General features: G+C 69.6%; 24 protein-coding genes. 23 read left to right on the top strand and 1 reads right to left on the bottom strand.

The features are described from left to right. Positions 1–242 precede the first annotated feature (242 nt). The 21 genes from thrB (at position 243) to ACWCQ1_RS37110 (ending at position 22,225) form a co-directional block, all read left to right on the top strand. A complete protein-coding gene (thrB, locus tag ACWCQ1_RS37210; protein WP_358593989.1) occupies positions 243–1,160 on the top strand; it encodes a homoserine kinase in 918 nt (305 codons plus the stop codon). 405 nt (positions 1,161–1,565) lie between these two features. Continuing rightward, positions 1,566–3,590, top strand: coding sequence for a transcription termination factor Rho (gene rho / locus ACWCQ1_RS37205; protein WP_133044666.1), 2,025 nt, complete (start codon positions 1,566–1,568; stop codon positions 3,588–3,590). A gap of 198 nt (positions 3,591–3,788) precedes the next feature. Next, a complete protein-coding gene (locus tag ACWCQ1_RS37200; protein WP_451028351.1) occupies positions 3,789–5,594 on the top strand; it encodes a trypsin-like serine protease in 1,806 nt (601 codons plus the stop codon). 206 nt (positions 5,595–5,800) lie between these two features. Continuing rightward, the gene (locus tag ACWCQ1_RS37195) at positions 5,801–6,934 is read left to right on the top strand and encodes an LCP family protein (protein WP_451028350.1); all 1,134 of its coding nucleotides are present in this window, start codon (positions 5,801–5,803) and stop codon (positions 6,932–6,934) included. A gap of 122 nt (positions 6,935–7,056) precedes the next feature. Beyond that, positions 7,057–7,281: a 50S ribosomal protein L31 gene (gene rpmE / locus ACWCQ1_RS37190; RefSeq protein ID WP_019753312.1), complete on the top strand. Its 225-nt coding sequence runs from the start codon at positions 7,057–7,059 to the stop codon at positions 7,279–7,281. A gap of 109 nt (positions 7,282–7,390) precedes the next feature. Then, complete coding sequence (gene prfA / locus ACWCQ1_RS37185) at positions 7,391–8,467, top strand: peptide chain release factor 1 (protein ID WP_133044668.1); 1,077 nt, start codon at positions 7,391–7,393, stop codon at positions 8,465–8,467. 39 nt (positions 8,468–8,506) lie between these two features. Continuing rightward, positions 8,507–9,352 (top strand): peptide chain release factor N(5)-glutamine methyltransferase, encoded by an 846-nt coding sequence (gene prmC / locus ACWCQ1_RS37180; RefSeq protein WP_133044669.1) that lies wholly within the window; start codon positions 8,507–8,509, stop codon positions 9,350–9,352. 61 nt (positions 9,353–9,413) lie between these two features. Continuing rightward, a complete protein-coding gene (locus ACWCQ1_RS37175; RefSeq protein WP_133044670.1) occupies positions 9,414–10,061 on the top strand; it encodes an L-threonylcarbamoyladenylate synthase in 648 nt (215 codons plus the stop codon). After that, on the top strand, positions 10,058–10,738 hold the full coding sequence (locus tag ACWCQ1_RS37170) for an arsenate reductase/protein-tyrosine-phosphatase family protein (protein WP_356768974.1): 681 nt from the start codon (positions 10,058–10,060) through the stop codon (positions 10,736–10,738). The genes ACWCQ1_RS37175 and ACWCQ1_RS37170 overlap by 4 nt, the downstream gene beginning before the upstream one ends. A gap of 71 nt (positions 10,739–10,809) precedes the next feature. After that, on the top strand, positions 10,810–12,051 hold the full coding sequence (locus ACWCQ1_RS37165; RefSeq protein WP_133044672.1) for a serine hydroxymethyltransferase: 1,242 nt from the start codon (positions 10,810–10,812) through the stop codon (positions 12,049–12,051). Positions 12,052–12,201: 150 nt separating this feature from the next. Then, positions 12,202–13,548, top strand: coding sequence for an MraY family glycosyltransferase (locus tag ACWCQ1_RS37160; protein WP_133044673.1), 1,347 nt, complete (start codon positions 12,202–12,204; stop codon positions 13,546–13,548). Between the two features lie 300 nt (positions 13,549–13,848). Further along, entirely contained in the window at positions 13,849–14,286 is a 438-nt protein-coding gene (locus ACWCQ1_RS37155) for a hypothetical protein (protein ID WP_356768968.1), read from the top strand. A 273-nt stretch (positions 14,287–14,559) separates the two neighbouring features. After that, complete coding sequence (gene atpB, locus ACWCQ1_RS37150; RefSeq protein WP_133044760.1) at positions 14,560–15,330, top strand: F0F1 ATP synthase subunit A; 771 nt, start codon at positions 14,560–14,562, stop codon at positions 15,328–15,330. A 76-nt stretch (positions 15,331–15,406) separates the two neighbouring features. Beyond that, positions 15,407–15,646: an ATP synthase F0 subunit C gene (atpE, locus tag ACWCQ1_RS37145; protein ID WP_046591560.1), complete on the top strand. Its 240-nt coding sequence runs from the start codon at positions 15,407–15,409 to the stop codon at positions 15,644–15,646. Positions 15,647–15,685: 39 nt separating this feature from the next. Next, positions 15,686–16,234 (top strand): F0F1 ATP synthase subunit B, encoded by a 549-nt coding sequence (locus tag ACWCQ1_RS37140; RefSeq protein WP_133044675.1) that lies wholly within the window; start codon positions 15,686–15,688, stop codon positions 16,232–16,234. Then, entirely contained in the window at positions 16,231–17,046 is an 816-nt protein-coding gene (locus ACWCQ1_RS37135) for a F0F1 ATP synthase subunit delta (RefSeq protein ID WP_451028349.1), read from the top strand. The genes ACWCQ1_RS37140 and ACWCQ1_RS37135 overlap by 4 nt, the downstream gene beginning before the upstream one ends. A gap of 130 nt (positions 17,047–17,176) precedes the next feature. Continuing rightward, a complete protein-coding gene (gene atpA, locus ACWCQ1_RS37130; RefSeq protein WP_133044677.1) occupies positions 17,177–18,766 on the top strand; it encodes a F0F1 ATP synthase subunit alpha in 1,590 nt (529 codons plus the stop codon). A gap of 21 nt (positions 18,767–18,787) precedes the next feature. After that, the gene (locus ACWCQ1_RS37125; RefSeq protein WP_133044678.1) at positions 18,788–19,705 is read left to right on the top strand and encodes a F0F1 ATP synthase subunit gamma; all 918 of its coding nucleotides are present in this window, start codon (positions 18,788–18,790) and stop codon (positions 19,703–19,705) included. Further along, positions 19,705–21,141 carry a F0F1 ATP synthase subunit beta gene (gene atpD / locus ACWCQ1_RS37120; RefSeq protein WP_133044679.1) on the top strand — a complete coding sequence of 479 codons (1,437 nt, stop codon included), beginning with the start codon at positions 19,705–19,707 and terminating at the stop codon, positions 21,139–21,141. The genes ACWCQ1_RS37125 and atpD overlap by 1 nt, the downstream gene beginning before the upstream one ends. A gap of 111 nt (positions 21,142–21,252) precedes the next feature. After that, a complete protein-coding gene (locus ACWCQ1_RS37115) occupies positions 21,253–21,627 on the top strand; it encodes a F0F1 ATP synthase subunit epsilon (protein ID WP_133044680.1) in 375 nt (124 codons plus the stop codon). Between the two features lie 151 nt (positions 21,628–21,778). Next, on the top strand, positions 21,779–22,225 hold the full coding sequence (locus ACWCQ1_RS37110) for a DUF2550 domain-containing protein (protein ID WP_133044681.1): 447 nt from the start codon (positions 21,779–21,781) through the stop codon (positions 22,223–22,225). Between the two features lie 85 nt (positions 22,226–22,310). Here ACWCQ1_RS37110 and ACWCQ1_RS37105 read toward each other — a convergent pair whose 3' ends face one another. Beyond that, positions 22,311–24,137: a glycoside hydrolase family 18 chitinase gene (locus ACWCQ1_RS37105; RefSeq protein WP_358593985.1), complete on the bottom strand. Its 1,827-nt coding sequence runs from the start codon at positions 24,135–24,137 to the stop codon at positions 22,311–22,313. Positions 24,138–24,320: 183 nt separating this feature from the next. Here ACWCQ1_RS37105 and ACWCQ1_RS37100 point away from each other — a divergent pair, with 183 nt between their 5' ends. Next, positions 24,321–25,010 (top strand): response regulator transcription factor, encoded by a 690-nt coding sequence (locus ACWCQ1_RS37100; protein WP_133044683.1) that lies wholly within the window; start codon positions 24,321–24,323, stop codon positions 25,008–25,010. Then, positions 25,007–26,470 carry a sensor histidine kinase gene (locus ACWCQ1_RS37095; RefSeq protein WP_451028348.1) on the top strand — a complete coding sequence of 488 codons (1,464 nt, stop codon included), beginning with the start codon at positions 25,007–25,009 and terminating at the stop codon, positions 26,468–26,470. The genes ACWCQ1_RS37100 and ACWCQ1_RS37095 overlap by 4 nt, the downstream gene beginning before the upstream one ends. Positions 26,471–26,477 lie beyond the last annotated feature (7 nt).

Raw genomic sequence — 26,477 nt, 5'->3', positions numbered from 1 at the left:
CGCCAGGGGTTGTCCCTACGGGGGTGCACAGGGGGCTTACGACACGCATCGTGCGCCTCCTGTGCGCCCTATGTCGCCACAGAACCTTCCTTCGATAGGCTGTACCGAACCCGCCCGCTGCATATGCCCTCGCATATGTCGGGTGCCGCGCCGTCTCCGCGGCCCGCAGGGTCTTCGTACGTCATCGAATGTCAATCGAATGCCATTCGACAATCACGCAGCTCAAGGAGAGTCGTCGAGCGATGGCCGGTCCAGCGTTCCGCGCCGCCGCCGTGCGGGTGCGCGTCCCCGCCACCAGCGCCAACCTCGGCCCGGGCTTCGACGCCCTGGGTCTGTCGCTGGGGCTCTACGACGACGTCGTCGTGCGCGTGGCCGACTCCGGGCTGCACATCGACATCGCCGGCGAGGGCAGCGAGACGCTGCCGCGTGACGAAAACCACCTTCTCGTACGGTCCCTGCGCACCGCCTTCGATCTGCTGGGCGGACAGCCGCGCGGCCTGGAGATCGTGTGCGCCAACCGCATCCCGCACGGCCGCGGCCTGGGCTCCTCCTCCGCCGCCATCTGCGCCGGGATCGTCGCCGCGCGCGCCGTGACCATAGGCGGCGAGGCCCGGCTCGACGACACCGCGCTGCTGGAGCTCGCGAGCGAGATCGAGGGCCACCCCGACAACGTCGCGCCCTGTCTGCTCGGCGGCTTCACCATCGCCTGGATGGAGGCGGGGGCCGCCCGGGCGATCAGGCTGGAGCCCACCGATTCCATCGTTCCGGTGGTTTTCGTGCCCGGAAAGCCGGTGCTGACCGAGACCGCGCGCGGACTGCTCCCGCGCTCCGTGCCGCACGTCGACGCCGCCGCCAACGCGGGCCGGGCGGCCCTGCTCGTCGAGGCCCTCACCAGGCGCCCCGAGCTGCTGCTGCCCGCCACCGAGGACCGGCTGCACCAGGAGTACCGCGCCCCGGCGATGCCGGAGAGCGCCGCGCTGGTGGAGCGACTGCGGGCCGACGGGGTCCCGGCGGTCATCTCCGGAGCCGGGCCCACTGTGCTGGCGCTGGCCGACGCCGACAGCGCCGACAAGGTGTCCCATCTGGCAGGCGAGGGGTGGGCCGCCAACCGGCTCGACCTCGACGCCCGGGGAGCGAGCGTGCTGCCGCTTGCGACCTGACACACGGTTGCCGGATTTCGAGAGGGGGAATGTTTGTTGGATCCGGTAGTGTTAACCTCAAGTCTGCACCCGACCCCACCATGGCGAGGTGCTTCGTGTCCCCGTCCGGGACAGACATTCTTCCGGGAGCCTCCCAAGCCGCACTGTGTTCCGTACGACGTACGTGGGCAGTACCTCGTATGCGGGCACTGAGCGACTTGCCGGGCACGCTCCGGAATCGGTGCGACCAGGCCACGTGACACCGGCACTCGGTGCCACGGCCGTAGGAAGCGCCATCCCAGATATCGCCTCCGCCACCTTTGGCGGACCACCGCCCCGGCGCGGTCCACACAGCGAGGACCAAGCCGGACGCACAACCGGTCGCCGAGCCAGAAGGCCGACGTCCGCTCCAGGGAAGGACCCTTCGTGAGCGACACCACCGATCTGATGGGCGCACGTGTCGAGGAGACCGCTGCCGCGCCCGCCACGGACGCCTCCGCGCCTGCCACCGGTGCCGGCTCCCGGCGGCGCCGCGGTACCGGCCTCGAGGGCATGGTGCTGGCCGAGCTCCAGCAGGTCGCCTCGGGCCTCGGCATCAGGGGCACCGCGCGGATGCGCAAGAGCCAGCTGATCGAGGTCATCAAGGAGGCGCAGGCGGGAGGTGGGGCCCCGGCTGCCAAGGCCGACGCCGCCGCCGAGACCAAGCCGAAGCGCCGGGCCACCTCCAAGGCCCGTACCGGCGACGACGCCGCTCCCGCCGCCGACAAGAAGTCGGCCGAGGCGCCCGCCGAGACCGCCGTGGCCCAGCAGCAGATCGAGATCCCCGGCCAGCCCGCGGCCGGCGACGACGCGCCCACCGAGCGCCGTCGGCGCCGTGCCACCGCCGAGGCCGGCGCCCCGGCGTCGAACAGCGCCGAGACCATCGTCGCCGAGGCCAAGAGCGAGCCGAAGGCCGAGAACCCGGCCCAGGCGCAGCCGCAGGGCGACGCCGGTGACGGCGAGGGCCGTGGCCGTCGCGACCGCCGGGACCGCGGCCGTGACCGCGGCGACCGCCAGGACCGCGGCGACCGCGGGGACCGTCAGGACCGCGGTGACCGTCGCAAGGGCGACGACCAGCAGGGCCAGGGCGGCCAGCGCCAGCAGCAGAGCCAGCAGCAGGGCGGCGGCCGTCAGGACCGCGGCGGCGTCGGTCCGCAGGACGACGACGACTTCGAGGGCGGTCGCCGTGGCCGTCGGGGCCGTTACCGGGACCGTCGTGGCCGTCGTGGCCGTGACGAGATCGGTGGCGCGGAGCCGCAGCTGGCCGAGGACGACGTCCTGATCCCGGTCGCGGGCATCCTGGACATCCTGGACAACTACGCCTTCATCCGGACCTCCGGCTACCTCCCGGGTCCGAACGACGTCTACGTCTCCCTCGCCCAGGTCCGCAAGAACGGCCTGCGCAAGGGCGACCACGTCACCGGTGCGGTCCGCCAGCCCAAGGAAGGCGAGCGGCGCGAGAAGTTCAACGCGCTGGTGCGGCTGGACTCCGTCAACGGCATGGCGCCCGAACACGGCCGTGGCCGCCCGGAGTTCAACAAGCTGACGCCGCTCTACCCGCAGGACCGCCTCCGTCTGGAGACGGACCCGGGTGTGCTCACGACCCGCATCATCGACCTCGTGTCGCCGATCGGTAAGGGCCAGCGCGGTCTGATCGTGGCCCCGCCGAAGACCGGCAAGACCATGATCATGCAGGCGATCGCCAACGCGATCACGCACAACAACCCCGAGTGCCACCTGATGGTCGTCCTGGTCGACGAGCGTCCGGAAGAGGTCACCGACATGCAGCGGTCGGTCAAGGGCGAGGTCATCTCCTCGACCTTCGACCGCCCGGCCGAGGACCACACCACGGTCGCCGAGCTCGCCATCGAGCGCGCCAAGCGTCTGGTGGAGCTGGGTCACGACGTGGTCGTGCTGCTCGACTCGATCACGCGTCTGGGCCGTGCGTACAACCTGGCGGCGCCGGCCTCCGGCCGCATCCTGTCCGGTGGTGTCGACTCGACCGCCCTGTACCCGCCGAAGCGCTTCTTCGGTGCGGCCCGCAACATCGAGGACGGCGGCTCGCTGACCATCCTCGCCACCGCGCTGGTGGACACCGGGTCCCGCATGGACGAGGTGATCTTCGAGGAGTTCAAGGGCACCGGCAACGCGGAGCTCAAGCTCGACCGGAAGCTCGCCGACAAGCGCATCTTCCCGGCGGTGGACGTCGACGCGTCCGGCACCCGTAAGGAAGAGATCCTGCTCGCCAGCGACGAGCTCGCCATCGTCTGGAAGCTGCGCCGGGTGCTGCACGCACTCGACCAGCAGCAGGCGGTCGAGCTGCTGCTCGACAAGATGAAGCAGACGAAGTCGAACGCCGAGTTCCTGATGCAGATCCAGAAGACGACCCCGACTCCGGGCAACGGCGACTGAGCGGTCCGCTGGGAAAGCCGACTTCGGTGATCTTTCGGCTGCTGGCCGTGGGTTGCTGGTCGCGCAGTTCCCCGCGCCCCTAGGGCGTCAAGGGCTGGCCCCCGTCACGAGAGTGACGGGGGCCAGCCCTTTGACGCTGATAGGAACAGGCGTGTCTTCGCGCCTCTCCTGTCACTTGTGTCCCCTGGGGGAACCTCCTTGTCCACACCCCTGTCCGGCGGGCGTCACAGACGTCGGATTCGTTTCGGGCTGCCCGTCGCCGCCGCGGGCGTCGCCGCGGCCGTCGGGATCGCGCTGTCCACCGCGTCGGCCGACGCCGCCACCCCGGTGCCCACGCCCACCACCAAGCCGGCCACCGCCTCCGTGCCGGCCGCCGAGCTGACGAAGCGCATCGCCGGCGCGCTCACGACCGACGGCAGCGCCACGAAGTCGGCCTACAGCGCGAGCACGACCGGCTCGACGGTCTCGCCGTACGTCATCGGCGGCACCGACACCGCCATCACCACCGCGCCCTGGATGGCGCAGCTGTGGTACTACGACGACTCCGACAGCAGCAACGTCGTCAGCTTCTTCTGCGGCGGCACCGTCGTGGCGCCGACGAAGATCCTCACCGCCGCGCACTGCGTCAAGGACGAGAACGGCAAGGCCTACGACTGGAAGGCCTACGGCGCCGTCCTGACCGGCACCTCGCAGACGCCGACCACCGACAGCTCGGGCAACACCGACCTGCACGGCGGCACCGTCTCGTTGCCGCTGCGGCAGTGGAACCACCCGTCGTTCAGCCCGACGACCCTCAACAACGACATCGCCGTCCTCACCCTCGCCGCGCCCGTCACCGCGACGCCGCTGCGGATGACGACGTCCGGCGACACCGCCTCGTACGCCGGCGGCACCAGTGCCCGGCTCTACGGCTGGGGGCGCACCAGCTCCAGCAGCAGCGACATCTCCGAGACGCTGAAGTCGGCCGCGCTGACCATCCACGCCGACACCACCTGCTCCGGCGCCTGGGGCTCCCAGTACGTCAAGGGGCACATGATCTGCGCCGGCACGCAGAGCGGTACCGACAGCGGGACCAAGGCATCCTGCAACGGTGACTCCGGCGGGCCGCTGGTCGTGAACAACCGGATCGTGGGCGTGGTCTCCTGGGGCGTCGAGAACTGTGTGAAGAAGGGCTACTACAGCGTCTTCACCAAGGTCAGCAGCTACGTCGGCGCCGCCTGGGCCAATGCCGACGACGCCAACCTCAGCTACACGGACGGCAAGGCCGACCTGTTCGTGCGCAACTCCTCCACGAAGGAGGCGTTCGAGAAGGACTCCACCGGCTCGGCGTTCGCCGCGCGGGTCTCCCTGGGGTCGTACGACGGTGTCAACGTCGTCCTGCAGACCGACCTGAACCGGGACGGCTACCAGGACCTCGTGCTGCGCCAGAGCTCCTCCGGCGACGTCTACTGGCTGCACTACGTGCCCTCGAGCGACTCCTGGGCCAGGACGAAGATCTTCAGTGGCTGGACGACCCGGACGAGGATCGTCACCCCGGGCGACGTCACCGGCGACTACCTGCCCGACCTGCTGTCCGTGGACTCCGGCGGCACGCTGTGGATCTACCCGGGCAAGGGCAACGGCACCTTCGCCGCCCGGGTGAAGGTCGGCGGTGGCTGGAACCAGTACGACGTCCTGCGGGGCAAGGGCGACTTCACCGGCGACGGCAAGGCCGATCTGCTCGCCCGGAACAGGAGCACCGGGGACCTGTACCTCTACAAGGGCACCGGAAAGGCCGGTACGGGCGTCTTCTCGGCCCGGATCAAGGTGCGCAGCGCCTGGACCGGCTACAACGCCTTCGACGCGATCGGGGACGTCAACGGCGACGGCAGGGCCGACTTCCTCGCCCGCACGCCCGGCGGCACCCTGTATCTCTACAAGGGCACCGGTAAGGCGACAAGCGAGATCTTTGCCACAAGAGTCTCGGTCGGTGGCGGTTTCCAGCAGTACGACCTGTTCGGCTGAAACCCCTGGTGACGGCGGTACGGCCGTAAACCTTCGTGACGCTCTGTGCCCAACCTTCCACGGGTTGGGCACAGTGCGTTGTGCAACCCTTTCCCGAGTTTCCCCGTCTGACCGGACGGAGCGACGATGGAGCGGTACCAGCCACGCCGATTCAGGCCTGTCCCTGAAAACAGGGGGTAACCGACCGTACGAGATTCGAGGAGCACATGTCCGCCGAGAGCAGTCCGGAACCCGGCATACCGGGTGATGACGGGACCAACGGTCCGCGCCGCCGCGCCAAGGGGCGCCGTCGCAAACCGCGCAGCGAGCACCACAAGGCCCTGATCCTGATGGCCTGGACCGCCGCGGGGATCGTCGTGCTGGGCGGCACCGGAGCGGGCTACCTGTACTTCAAGCTCAACGGCAACATCAAGAGCGTCGACATCAACCAGGCCCTCGGCACCGACCGGCCGACGAAGGCCGCGGGCGGCTCCGAGAACATCCTGGTCCTCGGTTCGGACTCACGCTCGGGGAGCAACAAGAAGCTCGGCGGCGGCGCCGACGACGGCAGCGCCCGCTCGGACACCGCGATGATCGTGCACGTCTACAAGGGCCACAAGAGCGCGAGCGTGGTCTCCATCCCGCGCGACACCCTCGTCGACCGCCCCGAGTGCACCGACACCAAGGGCGAGAAGCACGACGGCGCCTTGGGCGTGATGTTCAACTCCGCGTACTCCACGGGCGGGGCGGCCTGCGCGGTGAAGACCGTGGAGTCGCTCACCGGGCTGCGCATGGACCACTACCTCGAGGTCGACTTCAGCGGCTTCGAGAAGCTCATCGACGAGCTCGGCGGTGTCCCGGTCACCACGACGAAGAACATCGACGACAAGAAGAGCCACCTCGACCTCAAGGCCGGCACGCACACCCTCAACGGCAAGCAGGCGCTGGGCCTCGTCCGCACCCGGCACGGCGTCGGCGACGGCTCCGACCTCGGCCGCATCCAGCTCCAGCAGGCGTTCATCAAGGCCCTGGTCGACCAGGTCAAGCACGTCGGCATCTTCACCAACCCCAAGAAGCTGTACGACCTCGCCGACACCGCCACCAAGTCGGTGACCACCGACTCCGACCTGGGCTCCGTCAACTCCCTGATGTCCTTCGCGAACGGCCTGAAGGGCATCGGCTCCTCGAAGATGCACATGGTGACGATGCCGGTCCGGTACGACCCGGCGAACCCCAACCGCGTCATCATCGAGAAGGCCAAGGCCCGGCAGGTCTGGGACGCCCTGGGGAAGGACCTGCCGATCCCGGCGAGCGCCACCAAGGACACCGCGTCCGGCGACGCCCGGGGTGTCGTGGAATAGAACGCGCGAACCCCCGGTTTGGGAGGACGGCCCCAGTCCTGGCAGACTGGTACGTCGGCTCCGGTTCACGCCTCCGCATCCCGCGGCTGCGACCCGGCGCCCTCCCGGAACTAGGAGACACCTTGAAGCGCGACATCCACCCCGAGTACGTCGAGACGCAGGTCAGCTGCACCTGTGGCGCGTCGTTCACCACCCGCAGCACGATCTCCAGCGGCACCATCCGCGCCGAGGTCTGCTCCGAGTGCCACCCGTTCTACACGGGCAAGCAGAAGATCCTCGACACCGGTGGCCGTGTGGCCCGCTTCGAGGCCCGCTTCGGCAAGGCTGCAGCCGGCTCCAAGAAGTAGCGAGCTCCAATCCGCCGGTCCACGGCCGCGCCCTTCCACAGGCGCGCCGGGACCGGCGTTTTTGGTCGCCCGCCTTCCCCCTTTCGTTCGCAGTATCAGGAGCCCAGAGATGTTCGAGGCCGTCGAGGACCTCGTCGGTGAGCACGCCGACCTGGAGAAGAAGCTCGCCGATCCGTCGGTCCACTCCGACCAGGCCAACGCGCGCAAGCTGAACAAGCGGTACGCCGAGCTCACCCCGATCGTCGCCACGTACCGCTCCTGGAAGCAGACCGGCGACGACATCGAGACCGCCCGTGAATTCGCCGCCGACGACCCGGACTTCGCCGCCGAGGTCAAGGAGCTGGAGAAGACGCGCGAGGAGCTCACCGAGAAGCTGCGGCTGCTGCTCGTCCCGCGCGACCCCAGCGACGACAAGGACGTCATCCTGGAGATCAAGGCGGGCGCGGGCGGCGACGAGTCGGCCCTGTTCGCCGGCGACCTCCTGCGGATGTACCTGCGCTACGCCGAGCGCGTCGGCTGGAAGACCGAGATCATCGACGCCACCGAGTCCGAGCTGGGCGGCTACAAGGACGTCCAGGTCGCCGTGAAGACCAAGGGCGGCCAGGGCGCCACCGAGCCCGGGCAGGGCGTCTGGGCGCGGCTGAAGTACGAGGGCGGTGTGCACCGCGTGCAGCGTGTGCCGGCGACCGAGTCCCAGGGCCGTATCCACACCTCCGCCGCCGGTGTGCTGGTCACGCCCGAGGCCGAGGAGGTCGACGTCGAGATCAACCCCAACGACCTCCGCATCGACGTCTACCGCTCCTCCGGCCCCGGCGGTCAGTCCGTCAACACCACGGACTCCGCCGTGCGCATCACGCACATCCCCACCGGAGTCGTCGCCTCCTGCCAGAACGAGAAGAGCCAGCTGCAGAACAAGGAGCAGGCGATGCGTATCCTGCGCTCCAGGCTGCTCGCAGCGGCGCAGGAGGAGGCGGAGAAGGAGGCCGCCGACGCCCGCCGCAGCCAGGTCCGCACCGTCGACCGCTCCGAGAAGATCCGCACGTACAACTTCCCGGAGAACCGCATCTCGGACCACCGCGTCGGCTTCAAGGCGTACAACCTGGACCAGGTCCTGGACGGCGACCTCGACGCGGTCATCCAGGCCTGCGTCGACGCGGATTCGGCGGCGAAGCTGGCGGCTGCATAACAGCACATACGCACGACCCAGTACGACACGGAGGAATGCGTGAACCTGCTGCTCGCAGAGGTGGCACAGGCCACCCAGCGGCTGGCCGACGCCGGCGTGCCCTCGCCGCGCAACGACGCGGAGGAGCTCGCCGCGTTCGTGCACGGCGTGAAGCGGGGCGAGCTGCACTCCGTGAAGGACGCGGACTTCGACGCCCGGTACTGGGAGGTGATCGCCCGGCGTGAGCAGCGCGAGCCGCTGCAGCACATCACCGGGCGGGCCTACTTCCGCTACCTCGAACTCCACGTCGGTCCCGGCGTGTTCGTGCCGCGGCCGGAGACAGAGTCGGTGGTCGGGTGGGCCATAGACGCCGTGCGCGCGATGGACGTCGTCGAGCCGACCATCGTCGACCTGTGCACCGGCTCCGGTGCCATCGCGCTCGCCCTCGCCCAGGAGGTCCCGCGCTCCAAGGTGCACGCCGTGGAGCTCTCCGAGGACGCTCTGACGTGGACCCGCAAGAACGTCGAGGGCTCGCGGGTCGACCTGCGGCAGGGCAACGCCCTGGACGCCTTCCCCGACCTCGACGGCCAGGTCGACCTGGTCATCTCCAACCCGCCGTACATCCCGCTGACCGAGTGGGAGTACGTCGCCCCCGAGGCGCGGGACTACGATCCCGAACTCGCCCTGTTCTCCGGCGAGGACGGCCTCGACCTCATCCGCGGTCTGGAACGCACCGCGCACCGGCTCCTGCGCCCCGGCGGGGTGGTCGTCGTCGAACACGCCGACACCCAGGGCGGCCAGGTGCCGTGGATCTTCACCGAGGAGCGGGGCTGGGCCGACGCGGCCGACCACCCCGACCTCAACAACCGCCCCCGGTTCGCCACGGCCCGCAAGGCACTGCCGTGAGCACCGCCCGCACCGCTTTCGTGGATCCCCGAAATCCGTTGTACGAGGAGGCCCGCTAGATATGGCACGGCGATACGACACCAACGACGCGACCGACCGCACGACCGGTCTGCGTGAAGCCGCGTCCGCCGTCCGCCGTGGCGAGCTGGTCGTCCTCCCGACCGACACGGTGTACGGCATCGGCGCGGACGCGTTCTCCTCGGAGGCCGTCGCCGACCTGCTCGAGGCCAAGGGGCGGGGCCGCAACATGCCCACGCCCGTCCTCATCGGCTCCCCGAACACCCTGCACGGCCTCGTCACGGACTTCTCCGAGCTGGCCTGGGAGCTCGTCGACGCGTTCTGGCCGGGCGCGCTGACGATCGTCGCCAAGCACCAGCCGTCGCTGCAGTGGGATCTGGGGGACACCCGGGGCACGGTGGCCGTCCGCATGCCGCTGCACCCGGTCGCCATCGAGCTGCTGACCGAGGTCGGCCCCATGGCGGTGTCCTCGGCGAACCTGACCGGGCACCCGGCGCCGGAGGACTGTGACGCCGCGCAGGAGATGCTCGGCGACTCGGTCTCCGTCTACCTCGACGGCGGCCCGACCCCCGGCAACGTCCCGTCCTCCATCGTCGACGTCACCGGTCCCGTGCCGGTGCTGCTGCGGGAGGGCGCGCTGTCGCCGGAGGAGCTGCGCAAGGTCGTACCCGACCTCGAGGTGGCGAATTGACAGCCCCTGACGCGGGGCGTGGCATAGGCAACGGGGAAAGCGCGGCGGAGATCACGACGACGTTCGTGGGGCTTCCGCGCGATGTCTTCCGCATCCTCCACGTCAGCACCGGCAACGTGTGCCGCTCGCCCATCACCGAGCGGCTGACCCGGCATTACGTGAAACAGCGGCTCGGCATCCTGGGCGGCGCGCTGATCGTCGAGAGCGCCGGGACCTGGGGTCACGAGGGCGCCCCCATGGAGGCCAACGCGGAGGCCGTGCTGGCCGACTTCGGCGCGGACGCCTCCGGCTTCACGGGCCGGGAGCTGCTGGACGAGCACGTGATCATGGCCGACCTGGTCCTCACGGCCACCCGCGACCACCGCGCCCAGGTCATCTCGATGGGCCACTCGGCCGGCCTGCGCACCTTCACGCTGAAGGAGTTCACCCGTCTGGTGCGCGCGATAGACCCGGCCACGCTGCCTCCGCTGGAGGAGGGCGTCGTCGTCCGCGCGCGTGCCCTGGTCCGCGCCGCGGCGGCTCTACGCGGGTGGCTGCTGGCGCCCACCGCCGAGGCGGACGAGGTCTACGACCCCTACGGCGCACCCCTGACCTTCTTCCGGTCCATCGGCGACGAGATACACCAGGCGCTGGATCCGGTCGTCACGGCGCTCACGGGTGTCCCCGCAAGGATGTAAGTACCGAGCACCCCACTGGTCCCGGGCCTACATTGGTCGTACGTCATCGCCGACGCCCCCCGGAGCCCACCATGCCGGTCATCCACACCCTCGATGCCGCCGACGTCCTGCGGCGGCAGGACCCCGAGCTCGCTGAGATCCTGCTCGGGGAACTCGACCGGCAGTCGACGACGCTCCAGCTCGTCGCCGCCGAGAACTTCTGCTCCCCGGCCGTGCTGGCCGCGCTCGGGTCGCCGCTGGCCAACAAGTACGCCGAGGGATATCCGGGCGCCCGGCACCACGGCGGCTGCGAGATCGTCGACGTCGCCGAACGACTCGCCGTCGACCGGGCCAAGGCGCTGTTCCGGGCCGAGCACGCCAACGTCCAGTCCCATTCCGGCTCGAGCGCCGTGCTGGCCGCCTACGCGGCCCTGCTGCGCCCCGGTGACACCGTCCTCGCCCTCGGGCTCCCGTACGGCGGCCACCTCACCCACGGCTCACCCGCGAACTTCTCCGGCCGCTGGTTCGACTTCGTCGGCTACGGCGTGGACGCGGAGACCGGGCTCATCGACTACGACCAGGTGCGGACGCTGGCCCGCACCCACCGGCCCAAGGCGATCGTGTGCGGCTCCATCGCCTACCCCCGGCACATCGACTACGCCCTCTTCCGCGAGGTCGCCGACGAGGTGGGCGCGTATCTGATCGCCGACGCCGCCCACCCCATCGGGCTCGTCGCCGGGGGAGCGGCGCCCAGCCCGGTGCCGTACGCCGACATCGTCTGCGCGACCACGCACAAGGTGCTGCGCGGGCCGCGCGGCGGGATGATCCTGTGCGGCGCCGAGCTGGCCGAACGGGTCGACCGGGCGGTGTTCCCCTTCACCCAGGGCGGCGCGCAGATGCACACCATCGCCGCGAAGGCCGTCGCCTTCGGCGAGGCGGCAACCCCCGACTTCACCGTGTACGCCCATCAGGTGGTCGCCAACGCGCGGGTTCTCGCGGCCGGGCTGGCCGCCGAGGGGCTGGTGGTGACGACCGGAGGGACGGACACCCACCTGATCACCGCGGATCCCGCGCCCCTCGGCGTCGACGGCCGCAGCGCGCGGGGCCGGCTCGCGGCGGCCGGGATGGTGCTGGACTGCTGCGCCCTGCCGCACGGCGACGCGCGCGGACTGAGGCTCGGCACGGCGGCCCTGACCACGCAGGGCATGGGCGAGGAGGAGATGGGTCTTGTCGCCGGGCTGGTCGGCAATGTGCTGCGCGGCGAGGTGGAAAGTCAGAGGGCGCGTGATCATGTGCGCGAGCTGACCGGTAGATTTCCGCCGTATTCCCGCTGAGCGGGGGTAGGCGCAGCTGCGTACACGTGGTTGCAACCTGAGGACACAGCCACACGTGCAACCATCGTCGCTACCCGGCAGTCCCCACAGTTATGCGCACATCGCTAGTGTGTGGGGCTGAGATGGCCAGCGAGACCTGTGGGGAAGCCCGTGCGTGAATACCTGCTGACGCTCTGCGTCACGGCCGCGGTGACGTATCTGCTGACAGGGCCGGTACGGAAGTTCGCGATCGTGGCGGGAGCGATGCCGGAGATCAGGGCCCGTGACGTCCACCGGGAACCGACTCCGCGGCTCGGCGGTATCGCGATGTTCTTCGGGCTGTGCGCCGGTCTGCTCGTCGCGGACCACCTGACCAACCTCAACGAGGTGTTCACCAAGTCCAACGAGCCGCGGGCGCTCCTCTCGGGCGCGGCGCTGATCTGGCTGATCGGTGTCCTGGACGACAAGTTCGAGATCGACGCGCTGATCAAGCTGGGCGGTCAGATGATCGCCGCGGGCGTGATGGTCATGCAGGGTCTGACGATCCTGTGGCTGCCCATCCCCAAGGTCGGCACGGTGGCGCTGACGCAGTGGCAGGGCACGCTGCTGACGGTGGCGCTCGTCGTGATCACCATCAACGCGGTGAACTTCGTGGACGGCCTCGACGGTCTGGCCTCCGGCATGGTGTGCATCGCGGCGGCCGCGTTCTTCATGTACGCGTACCGCATCTGGTACTCGTACGGCATCGAGGCCGCCGCCCCGGCCACGCTCTTCTCGGCGATCCTGATGGGCATGTGCCTGGGCTTCCTGCCGCACAACATGCACCCGGCGCGGATCTTCATGGGCGACTCGGGCTCGATGCTGATCGGGCTGGTGCTGGCCGCGGGCGCGATCTCCATCACCGGACAGGTCGACCCGGACAGTCTGTTCAGCGGTTCCCAGCGGCAGACCGTGCACCAGATGGTGCCGGTCTACATCCCGCTGCTGCTGCCGTTGACGATCATCGCGATCCCCGCCGCCGACCTGGTCCTCGCGATCGTGCGCCGCACCTGGCGCGGTCAGTCGCCGTTCGCCGCCGACCGCGGTCATCTGCACCACCGGCTGCTGGAGATCGGCCACTCGCACAGCAGGGCCGTGCTGATCATGTACTTCTGGTCGGCGCTGATCGCCTTCGGTGCGCTCGCCTACTCGGTCAACTCCGCGTCAATGTGGATCGTGCTCGGCATCGTGATCCTCAGTGCGATCGGTCTCGTGCTGCTTCTGCTGCCGCGCTTCACGCCGCGTGCCCCGCGCTGGGCCGAGGCCTTCCTGCCGCCCCGTTACCGGCGGCGCCGCGCGCTGGCCCGTGCCGCCTCTGCGCCCGTACAGGAAGCGGGAGTTGGGGCCGTGGACGAGTCCGGGGGAGCCCCGGAGCCGTGCCCTCCGGTCGTGGCCGGTGTGGCGGGAGTCAACGGAGCGACCGCGCTGGGCGCCCGTCCGCACCTCCTCGACAGGGGAAAGGCCGGGACGTCCCGCTGACCTCGGCAAGGTAAGAATCTGACTAGAGCATTGCCAAGTCGTGGGGAAGTAAAGCCGCCCAATACCAGACAAGTCACCCCGGATTTTGCACAGACGCGCACGGTCACCCTCATGTGTGACAGCGAGCACACGCCTTGGTAAAGACCGCATCAAATAGTTTGTGATACGGTTCACGAGAACCCGGGGTGGAGCCGAAGGACCGTGATGCGACGGTCCATTGGCCGCGAGTTCCCCTCTCGGCCCGGGACTACGCTCGTCCATGACGACACCCTGCCCCCCTGCGAAAGCGGAGTTGCCGCCATGCCGTCCAATGACGCCCGGAACCTGGTGCCGATCGCCGTACCCACGGCGGCTGCCGGCGTGGTCGCCGTCGCCGTCAGCGCGGCCGTGGCCGGTGGCAAGGGAGCGATCGGCGCGGCCGTCGGTGCGCTGCTCGCGATGCTCTTCATGGGGATCGGGCTCTACGTCCTGCAGTGGACGGCAAAAACGCTCCCGCAGCTGTTCCAGGCCATGGGGCTGATGCTCTATGTCGCCCAACTCCTGCTGCTCATGATCTTCGTGGCCCTCTTCAAGGGCACCTCCCTCTTCAACGGCAAGGCGTTCGCGCTCTCGCTCGTCGTCGCGACCGTCGTGTGGATGGCCACCCAGGCACGTGCGCACATGAAGTCCAAGATCTTCTACGTCGATCCGGACTCCGCGAAGAGCGAGCGGCCCGAGAAAACGGGCCACCCGTCGTGAGGGGTAGGGGCGGGATAAAGGCGTGCGAGATCTCCTGCTATCGTCCGGTGCCAACTGCGGCATCGCGGGCGCGGGCATCCGAGCCGACGCCTGCAGCAACGCGAGGCTCGAAGCCCCCCAGCCGCTCTCACATCCGTAACACCAGTCCGGTGCCGACCCGCGGCTGCGCGCCGCGCCGACACAACGAGGTTGCCGTACCCATGCGTCACGCCGAAGGAGCCCGTGGTGAGTGCTGACCAGACCCAGCTCGCCTTTGACTGGAGTTGTCGGATCATGTCCGACAATGGGTGTGGCTTCCCGGCTCCGGGCCTGCACTCGTTCCTCTTCAAGCCCCTGTTCACGGTGGGCGGGTTCGAGTTCAACAAGGTGATGCTGCTCGCCCTGCTCACCACCGCCGTCGTCGTGATCTTCTTCTCGGCGGCCTTCGGCAAGGCCAAGGTGATCCCGGGCAAGCTCCAGATGGTCGGCGAGGCCGGATACGACTTCGTCCGCCGCGGCATCGTCTACGAGACCCTCGGCAAGCGCGACGGCGAGAAGTACGTCCCGCTGATGGTCTCGCTGTTCTTCTTCATCTGGATCGCGAACATCTGGTCGGTGATCCCGCTGGCCCAGTTCCCGGTCTCGTCGATCATCGCCTACCCGGCCGTGCTCGCCGGGGTCGTGTACCTGACCTGGCTGCCGCTGACCTTCAAGAAGCACGGCTTCGCCGGCGGCTTCAAGAACATCACCGGTTACGACGCCTCGCTCGGCGCGGTGCTGCCGCTCGTGGTCGTCATCGAGTTCTTCTCGAACGTCATCGTCCGCCCGTTCACACACGCGGTCCGACTCTTCGCCAACATGTTCGCCGGTCACCTGCTGCTGGTGATGTTCACCGTCGCCAGCTGGTACCTGCTCAACAGCTGGCTCGTCGCCGGCGCCGCGGTCTCCTTCGTGATGACCATCGTGATGGTGATGTTCGAACTCTTCGTCCAGGCCGTCCAGGCGTACGTGTTCGTGCTGCTGGCCTGCTCCTACGTTCAGGGCGCTCTCGCCGAGCACCACTGAGCACCGTCCGCACCACCCCCACCAGTCGTCCGGTGGCCAACCCCCACCGGTCCGTAAAAGAGAAGGAAGAAACGGCATGTCCGCTGCCATCGACCTCGCCGCCGGCGTCTCCGGTTCCCTCGGCTCCATCGGTTACGGCCTCGCGGCCATCGGCCCCGGCATCGGTATCGGCATCATCTTCGGTAACGGCACCCAGGCCCTGGCCCGTCAGCCCGAGGCGGCCGGTCTGATCCGCGCCAACCAGATCCTGGGCTTCGCCTTCTGTGAGGCGCTCGCCCTCATCGGCATCGTTATGCCGTTCGTGTTCGGTCAGTAAGACCTCTTACACCGACACGTATCGACGAAAGGCACTGATGTGATCGCCAACCTGGTTCAGCTGGCGGCCGAGGAGAAGGAGAACCCCCTCGTCCCGCCGGGCCCCGAACTGCTTGTCGGCGCCATCGCCTTCGCCATCGTGTTCTTCTTCTTCTGGAAGAAGCTGCTCCCGAACATCAACAAGGTTCTGGAGGAGCGCCGCGAGGCGATCGAGGGTGGCATCGAGAAGGCCGAGGCGGCTCAGGTCGAGGCGCAGAGCGTCCTCGAGCAGTACAAGGCCCAGCTCGCCGAGGCCCGGCACGAGGCCGCGCGTCTGCGCCAGGAGGCGCAGGAGCAGGGTGCCGCCCTCATCGCCGAGATGCGCGCCGAGGGCCAGCGGCAGCGCGAGGAGATCGTCGCCGCCGGTCACGCGCAGATCGAGGCCGACCGCAAGGCCGCCGCGTCCGCGCTGCGGCAGGACGTCGGTCATCTCGCGACCGAACTGGCCGGCAAGCTCGTCGGCGAGTCCCTCGAGGACCACGCCCGCCAGAGCCGTGTCATCGACCGCTTCCTCGACGAGCTCGAGGAGAAGGCCGAGGCCACCCGATGAACGGAGCGAGCCGCGAGGCCCTGGCAGCCGCACGCGAGCGTCTCGACGCGCTGACGGACTCCAGGTCCGCCGACGCGGGCACGCTCGCCGACGAGCTGGCCGCCGTCACCGCGCTGCTCGACCGTGAGGTCGGTTTGCGTCGGGTCCTGACCGACCCGGCGCAGGCCGCCGAGGCCAAGGCCCAGCTGGCCGTGCGTCTGCTCGGCGGGCAGGTCGGCGGCCCCGCCGTCGACCTCGTCTCCGGCATGGTGCGCTCCCGCTGGTCGCAGTCCCGTGACCTGGTGGACGCCCTCGAGGAGCTGGCCGACACCGCCGACCTCACCGCCGCGCAGAAGTCGGGTTCGCTCGACGACGTCGAGGACGAGCTGTTCCGCTTCGGGCGGATCGTCTCCTCCAACACCGAGCTGCGCGCCGCGCTGACCGACCGCGCCGCGACCACCGCCGCCAAGGTCGAGCTGCTGCACCGGCTGCTCGGCGGCCGGGCGGCCCTGGTGACCGAGCGTCTGGTGACGCGCCTTGTGACCGCGCCGCGGGGACGTAGCCTGGAGTCGGGACTGGAGTCCCTGTCCAAGCTCGCCGCCGAGCGCCGGGAGCGCCTGGTCGCCGTGGTCACCTCGGCGGTGCCGCTGAGCGACACGCAGAAGCAGCGCCTGGGCGCGGCTCTGGCGAAGCTCTACGGCCACACGATGCACCTCAACATCGATGTGGACCCCGAGGTCGTCGGCGGCATCCGGGTGCAGGTCGGCGACGAGGTGATCAACGGCTCGATCGCGGACCGCATCGAGGACGCCGGCCGCCGCCTGGCGGGCTGAGCAGCAACTTCATAAGCAGTACAGCAGTACGTACCTACGGCCCGGTTGGGCCGTGCAGAGGATTCCTGGGGGTCGCCCCCAGACCCCCAAGTTGAAACTTCGGGCCCAACAAGGAGAGCAGGGAACCCAGATGGCGGAGCTCACGATCCGGCCGGAGGAGATCCGGGACGCGCTGGAGAACTTCGTCCAGTCGTACAAGCCGGACGCGGCCTCGCGCGAGGAGGTCGGTACGGTCACCCTTGCCGGCGACGGCATCGCGAAGGTCGAGGGCCTGCCCTCGGCCATGGCCAACGAACTGCTGAAGTTCGAGGACGGCACCCTCGGCCTCGCGCTGAACCTGGAAGAGCGCGAGATCGGCGCCATCGTCCTCGGTGAGTTCAGCGGCATCGAGGAGGGTCAGCCGGTGCAGCGCACCGGTGAGGTGCTCTCCGTGGCCGTCGGCGAGGGCTACCTCGGCCGCGTGGTCGACCCGCTCGGCAACCCGATCGACGGCCTCGGCGAGATCGAGACGTCCGGCCGCCGCGCGCTGGAGCTGCAGGCCCCCACGGTCATGCAGCGCAAGTCGGTGCACGAGCCGATGGAGACCGGCTACAAGGCCGTCGACGCGATGACCCCGATCGGCCGTGGTCAGCGTCAGCTGATCATCGGCGACCGCCAGACCGGCAAGACCGCCCTGGCCGTCGACACGATCATCAACCAGCGCGACAACTGGCGCACCGGCGACCCGAACAAGCAGGTCCGCTGCATCTACGTCGCCATCGGCCAGAAGGGCTCCACCATCGCGTCGGTCCGCCGCGCGCTGGAGGAGAACGGTGCGCTGGAGTACACGACCATCGTCGCCGCCCCGGCGTCCGACCCGGCCGGCTTCAAGTACCTGGCGCCGTACACCGGTTCGGCCATCGGCCAGCAGTGGATGTACGACGGCAAGCACGTCCTCATCATCTTCGACGACCTCTCGAAGCAGGCCGACGCCTACCGCGCCGTGTCCCTGCTGCTGCGCCGCCCGCCGGGCCGCGAGGCCTACCCCGGTGACGTCTTCTACCTGCACTCCCGTCTGCTGGAGCGCTGCGCGAAGCTCTCCGACGACATGGGCAAGGGCTCGATGACGGGTCTGCCGATCGTCGAGACCAAGGCCAACGACGTCTCGGCGTTCATCCCGACCAACGTCATCTCCATCACCGACGGCCAGTGCTTCCTGGAGTCGGACCTGTTCAACGCCGGTCAGCGCCCCGCGCTGAACGTCGGTATCTCCGTCTCCCGAGTCGGTGGTTCCGCGCAGCACAAGGCGATGAAGCAGGTCTCCGGCCGTCTGCGCGTCGACCTCGCCCAGTTCCGTGAGCTGGAGGCGTTCGCCGCCTTCGGTTCCGACCTGGACGCCGCGTCGAAGGCGCAGCTGGAGCGCGGTCAGCGCATGGTCGAGCTGCTGAAGCAGGCCCAGTACCAGCCGATGTCGACCGAGGACCAGGTCGTCTCGGTGTGGGCCGGCACCACCGGCAAGATGGACGACGTCCCGGTCAACGACATCCGCCGCTTCGAGAAGGAGCTGCTCGAGTACCTGCACCGCAAGGAGCAGGGCCTCATGACCTCCATCAAGGAGGGCGGCAAGATGTCGGACGACACCCTCACCGCTGTCGCCGACGCGATCGCCGAGTTCAAGAAGCAGTTCGAGACCTCGGACGGCAAGCTTCTCGGCGAGGACGCCCCGGCCGCCGCCAAGTGACGTAAGGAAGGGACCTGACTCATGGGAGCCCAGCTCCGGGTCTACAAGCGTCGCATCCGATCCGTCACCGCGACCAAGAAGATCACCAAGGCGATGGAGATGATCGCCGCCTCGCGCGTCGTCAAGGCGCAGCGCAAGGTGGCGGCCTCCACGCCGTACGCGCGGGAACTGACGCGCGCGGTCACGGCGGTCGGTACCGGCTCGAACACCAAGCACCCGCTGACCACGCAGGCCGAGACGGTCACGCGGTCCGCGGTGCTGCTCCTGACGAGCGACCGCGGTCTCGCCGGTGCCTTCAACTCCAACGCCATCAAGACGGCGGAGCAGCTCACCGAGCGGCTGGAGCGCGAGGGCCAGGAGGTCGAGATCTACATCGTCGGCCGCCGTGGTGTCGCCCACTACAACTTCCGTGAGCGCAAGATCGCGGAGTCGTGGACCGGCTTCACCGACGAGCCGACGTACGCGGACGCCAAGAAGGTCGCGGCCCCGCTGATCGAGGCCATCGAGAAGGACACGGCCGAGGGCGGCGTGGACGAACTCCACATCGTCTTCACCGAGTTCGTCTCGATGATGACGCAGACGGCCCTCGACGACCGTCTGCTGCCGCTCAGCCTCGAAGAGGTGGCGAAGGAGGCCGCCCCGCAGGGCGAGATCCTCCCGCTGTACGACTTCGAGCCCTCGGCGGAGGACGTCCTCGACGCCCTGCTGCCGCGCTACGTGGAGAGCCGTATCTACAACGCGCTGCTCCAGTCGGCCGCTTCCAAGCACGCCGCCACCCGGCGCGCGATGAAGTCGGCGACCGACAACGCGGGCGAGCTCATCGAGACGCTCTCCCGGCTTGCCAACGCGGCCCGCCAGGCCGAAATCACCCAGGAAATCAGCGAGATCGTCGGTGGCGCGAGCGCCCTGGCCGACGCGACCGCGGGGAGTGACCGCTAATGACCACCACTGTTGAGACCGCGACGGCTACGGGCCGCGTCGCCCGGGTCATCGGCCCGGTCGTCGACGTGGAGTTCCCCGTCGACGCGATGCCGGAGATCTACAACGCCCTGCACGTCGAGGTGGCCGACCCGGCCAACGCCGGCGAGAAGAAGATCCTGACCCTGGAGGTCGCCCAGCACCTGGGTGACGGCCTGGTCCGCACCATCTCCATGCAGCCGACCGACGGTCTGGTCCGCCAGGCCGCGGTGACCGACACGGGCACGGGCATCACCGTCCCCGTCGGTGACTTCACCAAGGGCAAGGTGTTCAACACCCTCGGTGAGGTGCTGAACGTCGACGAGACCTATGAGGGCGAGCGCTGGTCCATCCACCGCAAGGCCCCGAACTTCGACGAGCTCGAGTCGAAGACCGAGATGTTCGAGACCGGCGTCAAGGTCATCGACCTGCTGACCCCGTACGTCAAGGGCGGCAAGATCGGTCTGTTCGGCGGTGCCGGCGTCGGCAAGACGGTGCTCATCCAGGAGATGATCTACCGCGTCGCCAACAACCACGACGGTGTCTCCGTGTTCGCCGGTGTCGGTGAGCGCACCCGTGAGGGCAACGACCTCATCGAGGAGATGTCGGACTCGGGCGTCATCGACAAGACCGCGCTGGTCTTCGGTCAGATGGACGAGCCCCCGGGCACCCGTCTGCGCGTGGCCCTCGCGGGTCTGACCATGGCGGAGTACTTCCGCGATGTGCAGAAGCAGGACGTGCTGTTCTTCATCGACAACATCTTCCGCTTCACGCAGGCCGGCTCCGAGGTCTCCACCCTGCTCGGCCGTATGCCCTCCGCGGTGGGTTACCAGCCGAACCTGGCCGACGAGATGGGTCTCCTCCAGGAGCGCATCACCTCGACCCGCGGTCACTCGATCACCTCGATGCAGGCGATCTACGTCCCCGCGGACGACCTGACCGACCCGGCCCCGGCCACCACCTTCGCCCACCTCGACGCGACGACGGTTCTGTCCCGTCCGATCTCCGAGAAGGGCATCTACCCGGCCGTGGACCCGCTGGACTCCACGTCCCGCATCCTGGACCCGCGCTACATCGCGCAGGACCACTACGACGCCGCCATGCGCGTCAAGACGATCCTGCAGAAGTACAAGGACCTCCAGGACATCATCGCGATCCTCGGTATCGACGAGCTCGGCGAGGAGGACAAGCTCGTCGTCCACCGGGCCCGTCGCGTGGAGCGCTTCCTGTCCCAGAACACCCACGTCGCCAAGCAGTTCACCGGCGTCGACGGGTCGGACGTCCCGCTGGACGAGTCGATCGCGGCCTTCAACGCGATCTGCGACGGCGAGTACGACCACTTCCCGGAGCAGGCGTTCTTCATGTGCGGTGGCATCGAGGACCTCAAGGCCAACGCCAAGGAGCTGGGCGTCTCCTGAACTCCCTGAGTTCACCCGAGGGGGCGGGTGCGTCCCGCCCCCTCTTTCACGCCCACTAGACTTGTAACCAACACCCGGCCGAACCGCCGGGTGGTGACCCGAGGAGCCACCTTGGCTGCTGAGCTGCACGTCGCGCTGGTCGCGGCCGACCGAGAGGTCTGGTCCGGCGAGGCCACCCTGGTCGTCGCGCGCACCACGTCCGGCGACATCGGCGTCATGCCCGGTCACCAGCCGCTGCTCGGTGTGCTGGAGTCGGGCCCGGTGACCATCCGTACGAGTGAAGGTGGAACGGTCGTCGCCGCGGTGCACGGCGGTTTCATCTCGTTCGCGGACAACAAGCTGTCGCTGCTGGCCGAGATCGCCGAGCTGTCGGACGAGATCGACGTCCAGCGCGTGGAGCGGGAGCTGGAGCGCGCGAAGGCGGAGGGCGACGCCGCCGCCGAGCGCCGCGCGGACGTACGACTGCGTGCGGCGGCGACGAGCTGACCCCGCTCGGAGCTGTATGACGTCACTCAGCCGCGATCGGAACCGGAGCAATCCGGAGCCGGTCGCGGCTGAGGCAGATATGGATGATTTTTCCGTTCCGTGACCTAAAGCAAGCCGTGTTCGGTACTAGGAGACGAGGAGGTCGGTGTCGATGGTCCTCGCTCTGACTGTGTGCGGAGTTGTCGTGGCCCTGGTGGTGCTGGGGCTGTTCGTCTTCGGGCTGCGCCGCAGACTGATCCAGCGCTCCGGGGGCACCTTCGACTGTTCGCTGCGCTGGGACGTCCCCGAGAAACCCGACGCCAGCGGAAAAGGCTGGAGCTACGGTGTCGCCCGCTACAACGGCGACCGCATCGAGTGGTACCGCGTCTTCTCCTACGCCTACCGTCCCCGCCGTCTCCTGGAGCGCGCCGCGATCGAGGTCGCCGGCCGCCGTCTCCCCGAGGGCGAGGAGGAACTGGCCCTTCTCTCCGACGCGGTCGTGCTCACGTGTCTGCACCGGGGCACTCGCCTCGAACTCGCCATGAGCGAGGACGCGTTGACCGGTTTCCTGGCCTGGCTGGAGGCGGCGCCCCCCGGGCAACGGGTGAACGTCGCCTAGTTCCTGACGCGCACGCGTGGGGCCCACAACGAGCCGCCGCGGACGGGCTCGTGGACCGTCCGCGGCGGGGTGGGTGGGTCGAGGGTCAGCTCAGTCCGCTGTTGATGGCGCTCACCAGCTCTCCGTTGCTGGTGTCGCCGCTGAACTCCCAGAAGAACGCGCCGCCCAGGCCCTGGGACTTGGCCCAGCTCATCTTCCCGGCGATCGTCGACGGGGTGTCGTAGGACCACCAGTTGCTGCCGCAGTGGGCGTACGCCGTGCCGGCGACGGTGCCGGTGACCGGGCAGGAGGTCTTGAGCACCTTGTAGTCCTCGATGCCCTGCTCGTACGTCCCCGTCGCGGCCCCCGTGGCGGTGCCGCCCGGCGCGTCCTGGGTCACGCCCGTCCAGCCGCGGCCGTAGAAGCCGATGCCGATGAGCAGCTTCGAGGCGGGGACCCCGACGGCCTTGTACTTGGCGATCGCGTCGGCCGTGGTGAACCCGGCCTTCGGGATGCCGGAGTACGAGGTGAGCGGGGAGTGCGGGGCCGTCGGGCCCTGGGCGTCCCACGCGCCGAAGAAGTCGTACGTCATCACGTTGTACCAGTTGACGTAGTTCGCGGCGCCCGCGTAGTCGGCGGCCTCGATCTTGCCGCCGGCCGAGCCGTCGGCGGTGACGGCCGCGGTGACCAGCTTGCTCGTGCCGAACTTGGCGCGCAGCGCGGACAGCACGTTCTTGAAGGCCGCCGCCCCGCTGGTGTCGCAGGACAGACCGCAGGCGTTCGGGTACTCCCAGTCGATGTCGATGCCGTCGAACACGTCCGCCCAGCGCGGGTCGTTGACGAGGTTGTAGCAGGAGGCGGCGAACGCGGCGGGGTTGGCCGCGGCCTGGGCGAAGCCGCCGGACCAGGTCCAGCCGCCGAAGGACCACAGCACCTTGATGTTCGGGTACTTGGCCTTCAGCTCGCGCAACTGGTTGAAGTTGCCCCGCAGCGGCTGGTCCCAGGTGTCGGCGACCCCGCTGACGGACTGGTCGGCGGTGAACGCCTTGTCGTAGTCGGCGTACGAGTCGCCGATCGCGCACTGGCCGCCCGTCACGTTGCCGAAGGCGTAGTTGATGTGCGTGATCTTCGCGGCCGAGCCCGACGTCACCAGGTTCTTGACGTTGTAGTTGCGGCCGTAGATGCCCCACTCGGTGAAGTAGCCGAGCCTGACCTTGTCGCCGGTGGTCGGGGGAGTGGTCGTACCGCCGGTGGTGTGGACCGCGACCGCGCCGCTCGCCGGGCCTGTCTGGTTCGCGGTGTCGCGGGCCTGGACGGTGTAGGAGTAGTCGGTGCCGGCGGTCAGGCCGGTGTCGGTGTAACTGGTGGCGGTGACGGTGGAGACGACCTTGCCGTCGCGCAGGACGTCGTAGTTCTTGACGCCCTTGTCGTCGGTGGCCGCGCTCCAGCTCAGCTTCACCGAGGTGTCGGTGATCGAGGACGCCGTCGGGGTGCCGGGCGCGGAAGGCGGATTGTCGCCGGGGACGGTCGTACCGCCGTCACAACTGCCGCCGTTCAGCGTGCAGTTGCTCGGTGAGCCGGAGCCGGTGCCGTTGAAGCCGAAGGAGACGGAGGCGCCGGGGGCGAGGGTGCCGTTGTAGGACTTGTTCTTGGCGGTCCAGTGGGTGCCGGAGCTGGTGACGTCGGCGTCCCAGGCCGAGGTGACGGAGGTGCCGGAGGGGAAGTCCCAGGCGATCGTCCAGGAACTGATGGACGTGGAACCGGTGTTGGTGACCGTCCACTTGCCCTCGAAGCCGGTGCCCCAGTCCTGGGTCTTGGCGTAGGTGGCCGTCGCGGTGCTCGCGGCCTGGGCGGGGCTCGCGAGGCCGACGAGTCCGGCCAGCGGGAGCAACAGGGTCGCGAACCCGGCCGCGGCTCTGTGTCTGAAGCGCATGTCGCGCCTCCTTAGGGGGAGTTGGGGCGTGACTGAGCCTTCACACCCACGGTGCCGCGAGAATAGAAAGGTCTGGACCACAGGTCAATAGGTCTGGACCACTCTCGGTCATCTCCGAACCGCCGCTGCCGCGTGAGCCACGAAGGCCCGTACGCTGACCGAGCGGTGGGCGAGGAGGGGTGTATGAGCGAGGAACGTTCCGGGGCCGTGCTGGTCGTGGACGACGACGCGGCCATCCGGCGCTCCCTGGAACGCGGGCTCAGGCTGAGCGGATTCCGGGTCCGCACGGCGGACGGCGGCCGGGAGGCGCTGGCCACGGTCCAGGAGGCACCGCCCGACGTCCTCGTCCTCGATGTGTCGATGCCCGGCATGAGCGGCATCGAGGTGTGCGAACGGCTCCGCGCGGACGGGCTTGACCTGCCCGTGCTGATGCTCTCCGCGCTCGACGAGACCGCCGACCGCATCGCCGGGCTCCAGGCGGGCGGCGACGACTACCTGGTCAAGCCGTTCGCCCTGCAGGAACTGGTGCTGCGGCTGCGCGCCCTGCTGCGCCGCCGGCCGCCCGCGGGGGAGGTGCTCCGGGTCGCCGGTCTGGTGATCGATCCGGGCGCCCGCACCGCCGAACGGGACGGGCGGCCGCTGGAGCTGACCCGCCGCGAGTTCGAGCTGCTGGAGGTGCTCGCCCGCAACGCCGGGCTCGTCCTCACCCGCGACCAGCTGCTGGAACGGGTGTGGGGCTACGACTTCGACGTGCGCACCGACGCCGTCGACACCTTCGTCAGCTATCTCCGGCGCAAGCTGGAGGCCGACGGCCGGCCCCGGCTGGTGCACACCGTGCGCGGAGTCGGCTTCGTGCTGAGGGACGAACCGTGAGGCTCTCCACCCGTATCGGGCTCGCGGTCGGCCTCACCGTGCCGCTGCTCGTCCTGGCCTCCGGCTGGCTGCTGCTCCGGCTGGTCAACCATGATCTGCGCAGCGCCGAGGACGACCATCTGCGCGCGCGTGCCACCGCCGTCGCCCCCGACGCCCGCGCCCTGCTGCGGGCCACCGCCAACAACCGCCCCAAGGCGGCCGACACCCGCGAACGGCGGTTGTTCAGCGCCGCCCTCGACGTCGGCGTACGCGTCACCGGCCCGGACGCCACCTTCAGCGGCGGTCCGCAGCCGGACGCCTCGGTGCCGTTGCCCGAGGGCACGAAGGGTCCCGTCACCGTGCGGGACGGCGCCGAGAGCTGGCGTGCGCTGTCCCGGACGATCACCACCCCGGGCGGCCCGGGCACCCTCTGGGTCTTCTCGCCCAACGCCGCCGACCAGGCCCAACTCCGCCTGGTCCGGCGCCGGGTGGCCGTCACGACCCTGCTCGCCGTCCCCCTCTCCGGTCTGCTCGCCTGGGCGGTCGCCACCGGCGCGACCGGCCCGCTGCGGCGCCTGGGCCGTCGTACCGCCGGACTCGACCCGCGCACCAGCACCGCCCGGCTCTCCGACGAGCCGAGCGGGGTCACCGAGGTCGACGAACTCGCGGCCACCCTGCGCACGGTCCTCGCCCGCTACGACGAACAGGCCGCCCGCACCGCCGAGGCGCTGGACACCGCCCGCTCCTTCTCCTCGGCCGCCGCGCACGAACTGCGCACCCCGCTGATGAGCATGGGCACCAACCTCGACATCCTCGCCGCCCATCCCGACCTGCCCGAACCCGACCGCACCGAGGTCCTCGCCGACCTGCGCACCGAGCACGCCCGGCTGCTGAACCTGCTGGTCATGCTGCGCGAGCTGGGCCGCGGTGACCTGGTGGAGGCGGAGGCCTTCAAGGCCGTGGACGTCTCCGAGACGGCCGACGCCGCGGTGGCCGAGGCCCGGCGGCGCGCCCCGGACGCCCGGATCACGCTGGCCGCGGAACCCGGGCCGACGGTGCACGGCTGGGAACCGGGCCTGCGCCTGCTGCTGGACAACCTGCTGGCCAACGCCCTGGCCCATGGACGGGACGCGACGGGCCGGGCGACGGTGACCGTCGGGGTGCGGCGCGCGGGCGACCAGGTCGTCGTCACCGTCGACGACGCCGGCCCCGGGGTGCCTGCCGAGGCCCGCGCCCGGATCTTCGAGCGCTTCCGGCGCGGGCCCGCCAGCTCCGGCTCCGGGCTCGGCCTGACCCTCGTCGCCCAGCAGGCGGCCCTGCACGGCGGGAGCGTCACGGTCGGGGACGGCCCCTCGGGCGGGGGCGCCCGCTTCGAGGTGCGGCTGCCGTCCACCGGCGGACCGCTGCCCGCGCACCGCGACTGGCTGATCGACACAGCCGGGACAAACCGGTCACAGAGTTTCCCCAAAGACGCTCCCTAGCCTCCCC

The organism is Streptomyces sp. NPDC002144 (assembly GCF_053593695.1).
This window is presented reverse-complemented; position numbering and strand designations above follow the sequence as displayed.

What these genes read in the sequence shown, in the direction of transcription:
- thrB (WP_358593989.1), top strand. Translation starts at nt 243, where the DNA reads ATGGCCGGTCCAGCGTTCCGCGCCGCCGCCGTGCGGGTGCGCGTCCCC.
- ACWCQ1_RS37195 (WP_451028350.1), top strand. Translation starts at nt 5,801, where the DNA reads ATGTCCGCCGAGAGCAGTCCGGAACCCGGCATACCGGGTGATGACGGG.
- prfA (WP_133044668.1), top strand. Translation starts at nt 7,391, where the DNA reads ATGTTCGAGGCCGTCGAGGACCTCGTCGGTGAGCACGCCGACCTGGAG.
- ACWCQ1_RS37175 (WP_133044670.1), top strand. Translation starts at nt 9,414, where the DNA reads ATGGCACGGCGATACGACACCAACGACGCGACCGACCGCACGACCGGT.
- ACWCQ1_RS37165 (WP_133044672.1), top strand. Translation starts at nt 10,810, where the DNA reads ATGCCGGTCATCCACACCCTCGATGCCGCCGACGTCCTGCGGCGGCAG.
- ACWCQ1_RS37155 (WP_356768968.1), top strand. Translation starts at nt 13,849, where the DNA reads ATGCCGTCCAATGACGCCCGGAACCTGGTGCCGATCGCCGTACCCACG.
- atpB (WP_133044760.1), top strand. Translation starts at nt 14,560, where the DNA reads ATGTCCGACAATGGGTGTGGCTTCCCGGCTCCGGGCCTGCACTCGTTC.
- atpE (WP_046591560.1), top strand. Translation starts at nt 15,407, where the DNA reads ATGTCCGCTGCCATCGACCTCGCCGCCGGCGTCTCCGGTTCCCTCGGC.
- ACWCQ1_RS37135 (WP_451028349.1), top strand. Translation starts at nt 16,231, where the DNA reads ATGAACGGAGCGAGCCGCGAGGCCCTGGCAGCCGCACGCGAGCGTCTC.
- atpA (WP_133044677.1), top strand. Translation starts at nt 17,177, where the DNA reads ATGGCGGAGCTCACGATCCGGCCGGAGGAGATCCGGGACGCGCTGGAG.
- ACWCQ1_RS37125 (WP_133044678.1), top strand. Translation starts at nt 18,788, where the DNA reads ATGGGAGCCCAGCTCCGGGTCTACAAGCGTCGCATCCGATCCGTCACC.
- atpD (WP_133044679.1), top strand. Translation starts at nt 19,705, where the DNA reads ATGACCACCACTGTTGAGACCGCGACGGCTACGGGCCGCGTCGCCCGG.
- ACWCQ1_RS37110 (WP_133044681.1), top strand. Translation starts at nt 21,779, where the DNA reads ATGGTCCTCGCTCTGACTGTGTGCGGAGTTGTCGTGGCCCTGGTGGTG.
- ACWCQ1_RS37105 (WP_358593985.1), bottom strand. Translation starts at nt 24,137, where the DNA reads ATGCGCTTCAGACACAGAGCCGCGGCCGGGTTCGCGACCCTGTTGCTC.
- ACWCQ1_RS37100 (WP_133044683.1), top strand. Translation starts at nt 24,321, where the DNA reads ATGAGCGAGGAACGTTCCGGGGCCGTGCTGGTCGTGGACGACGACGCG.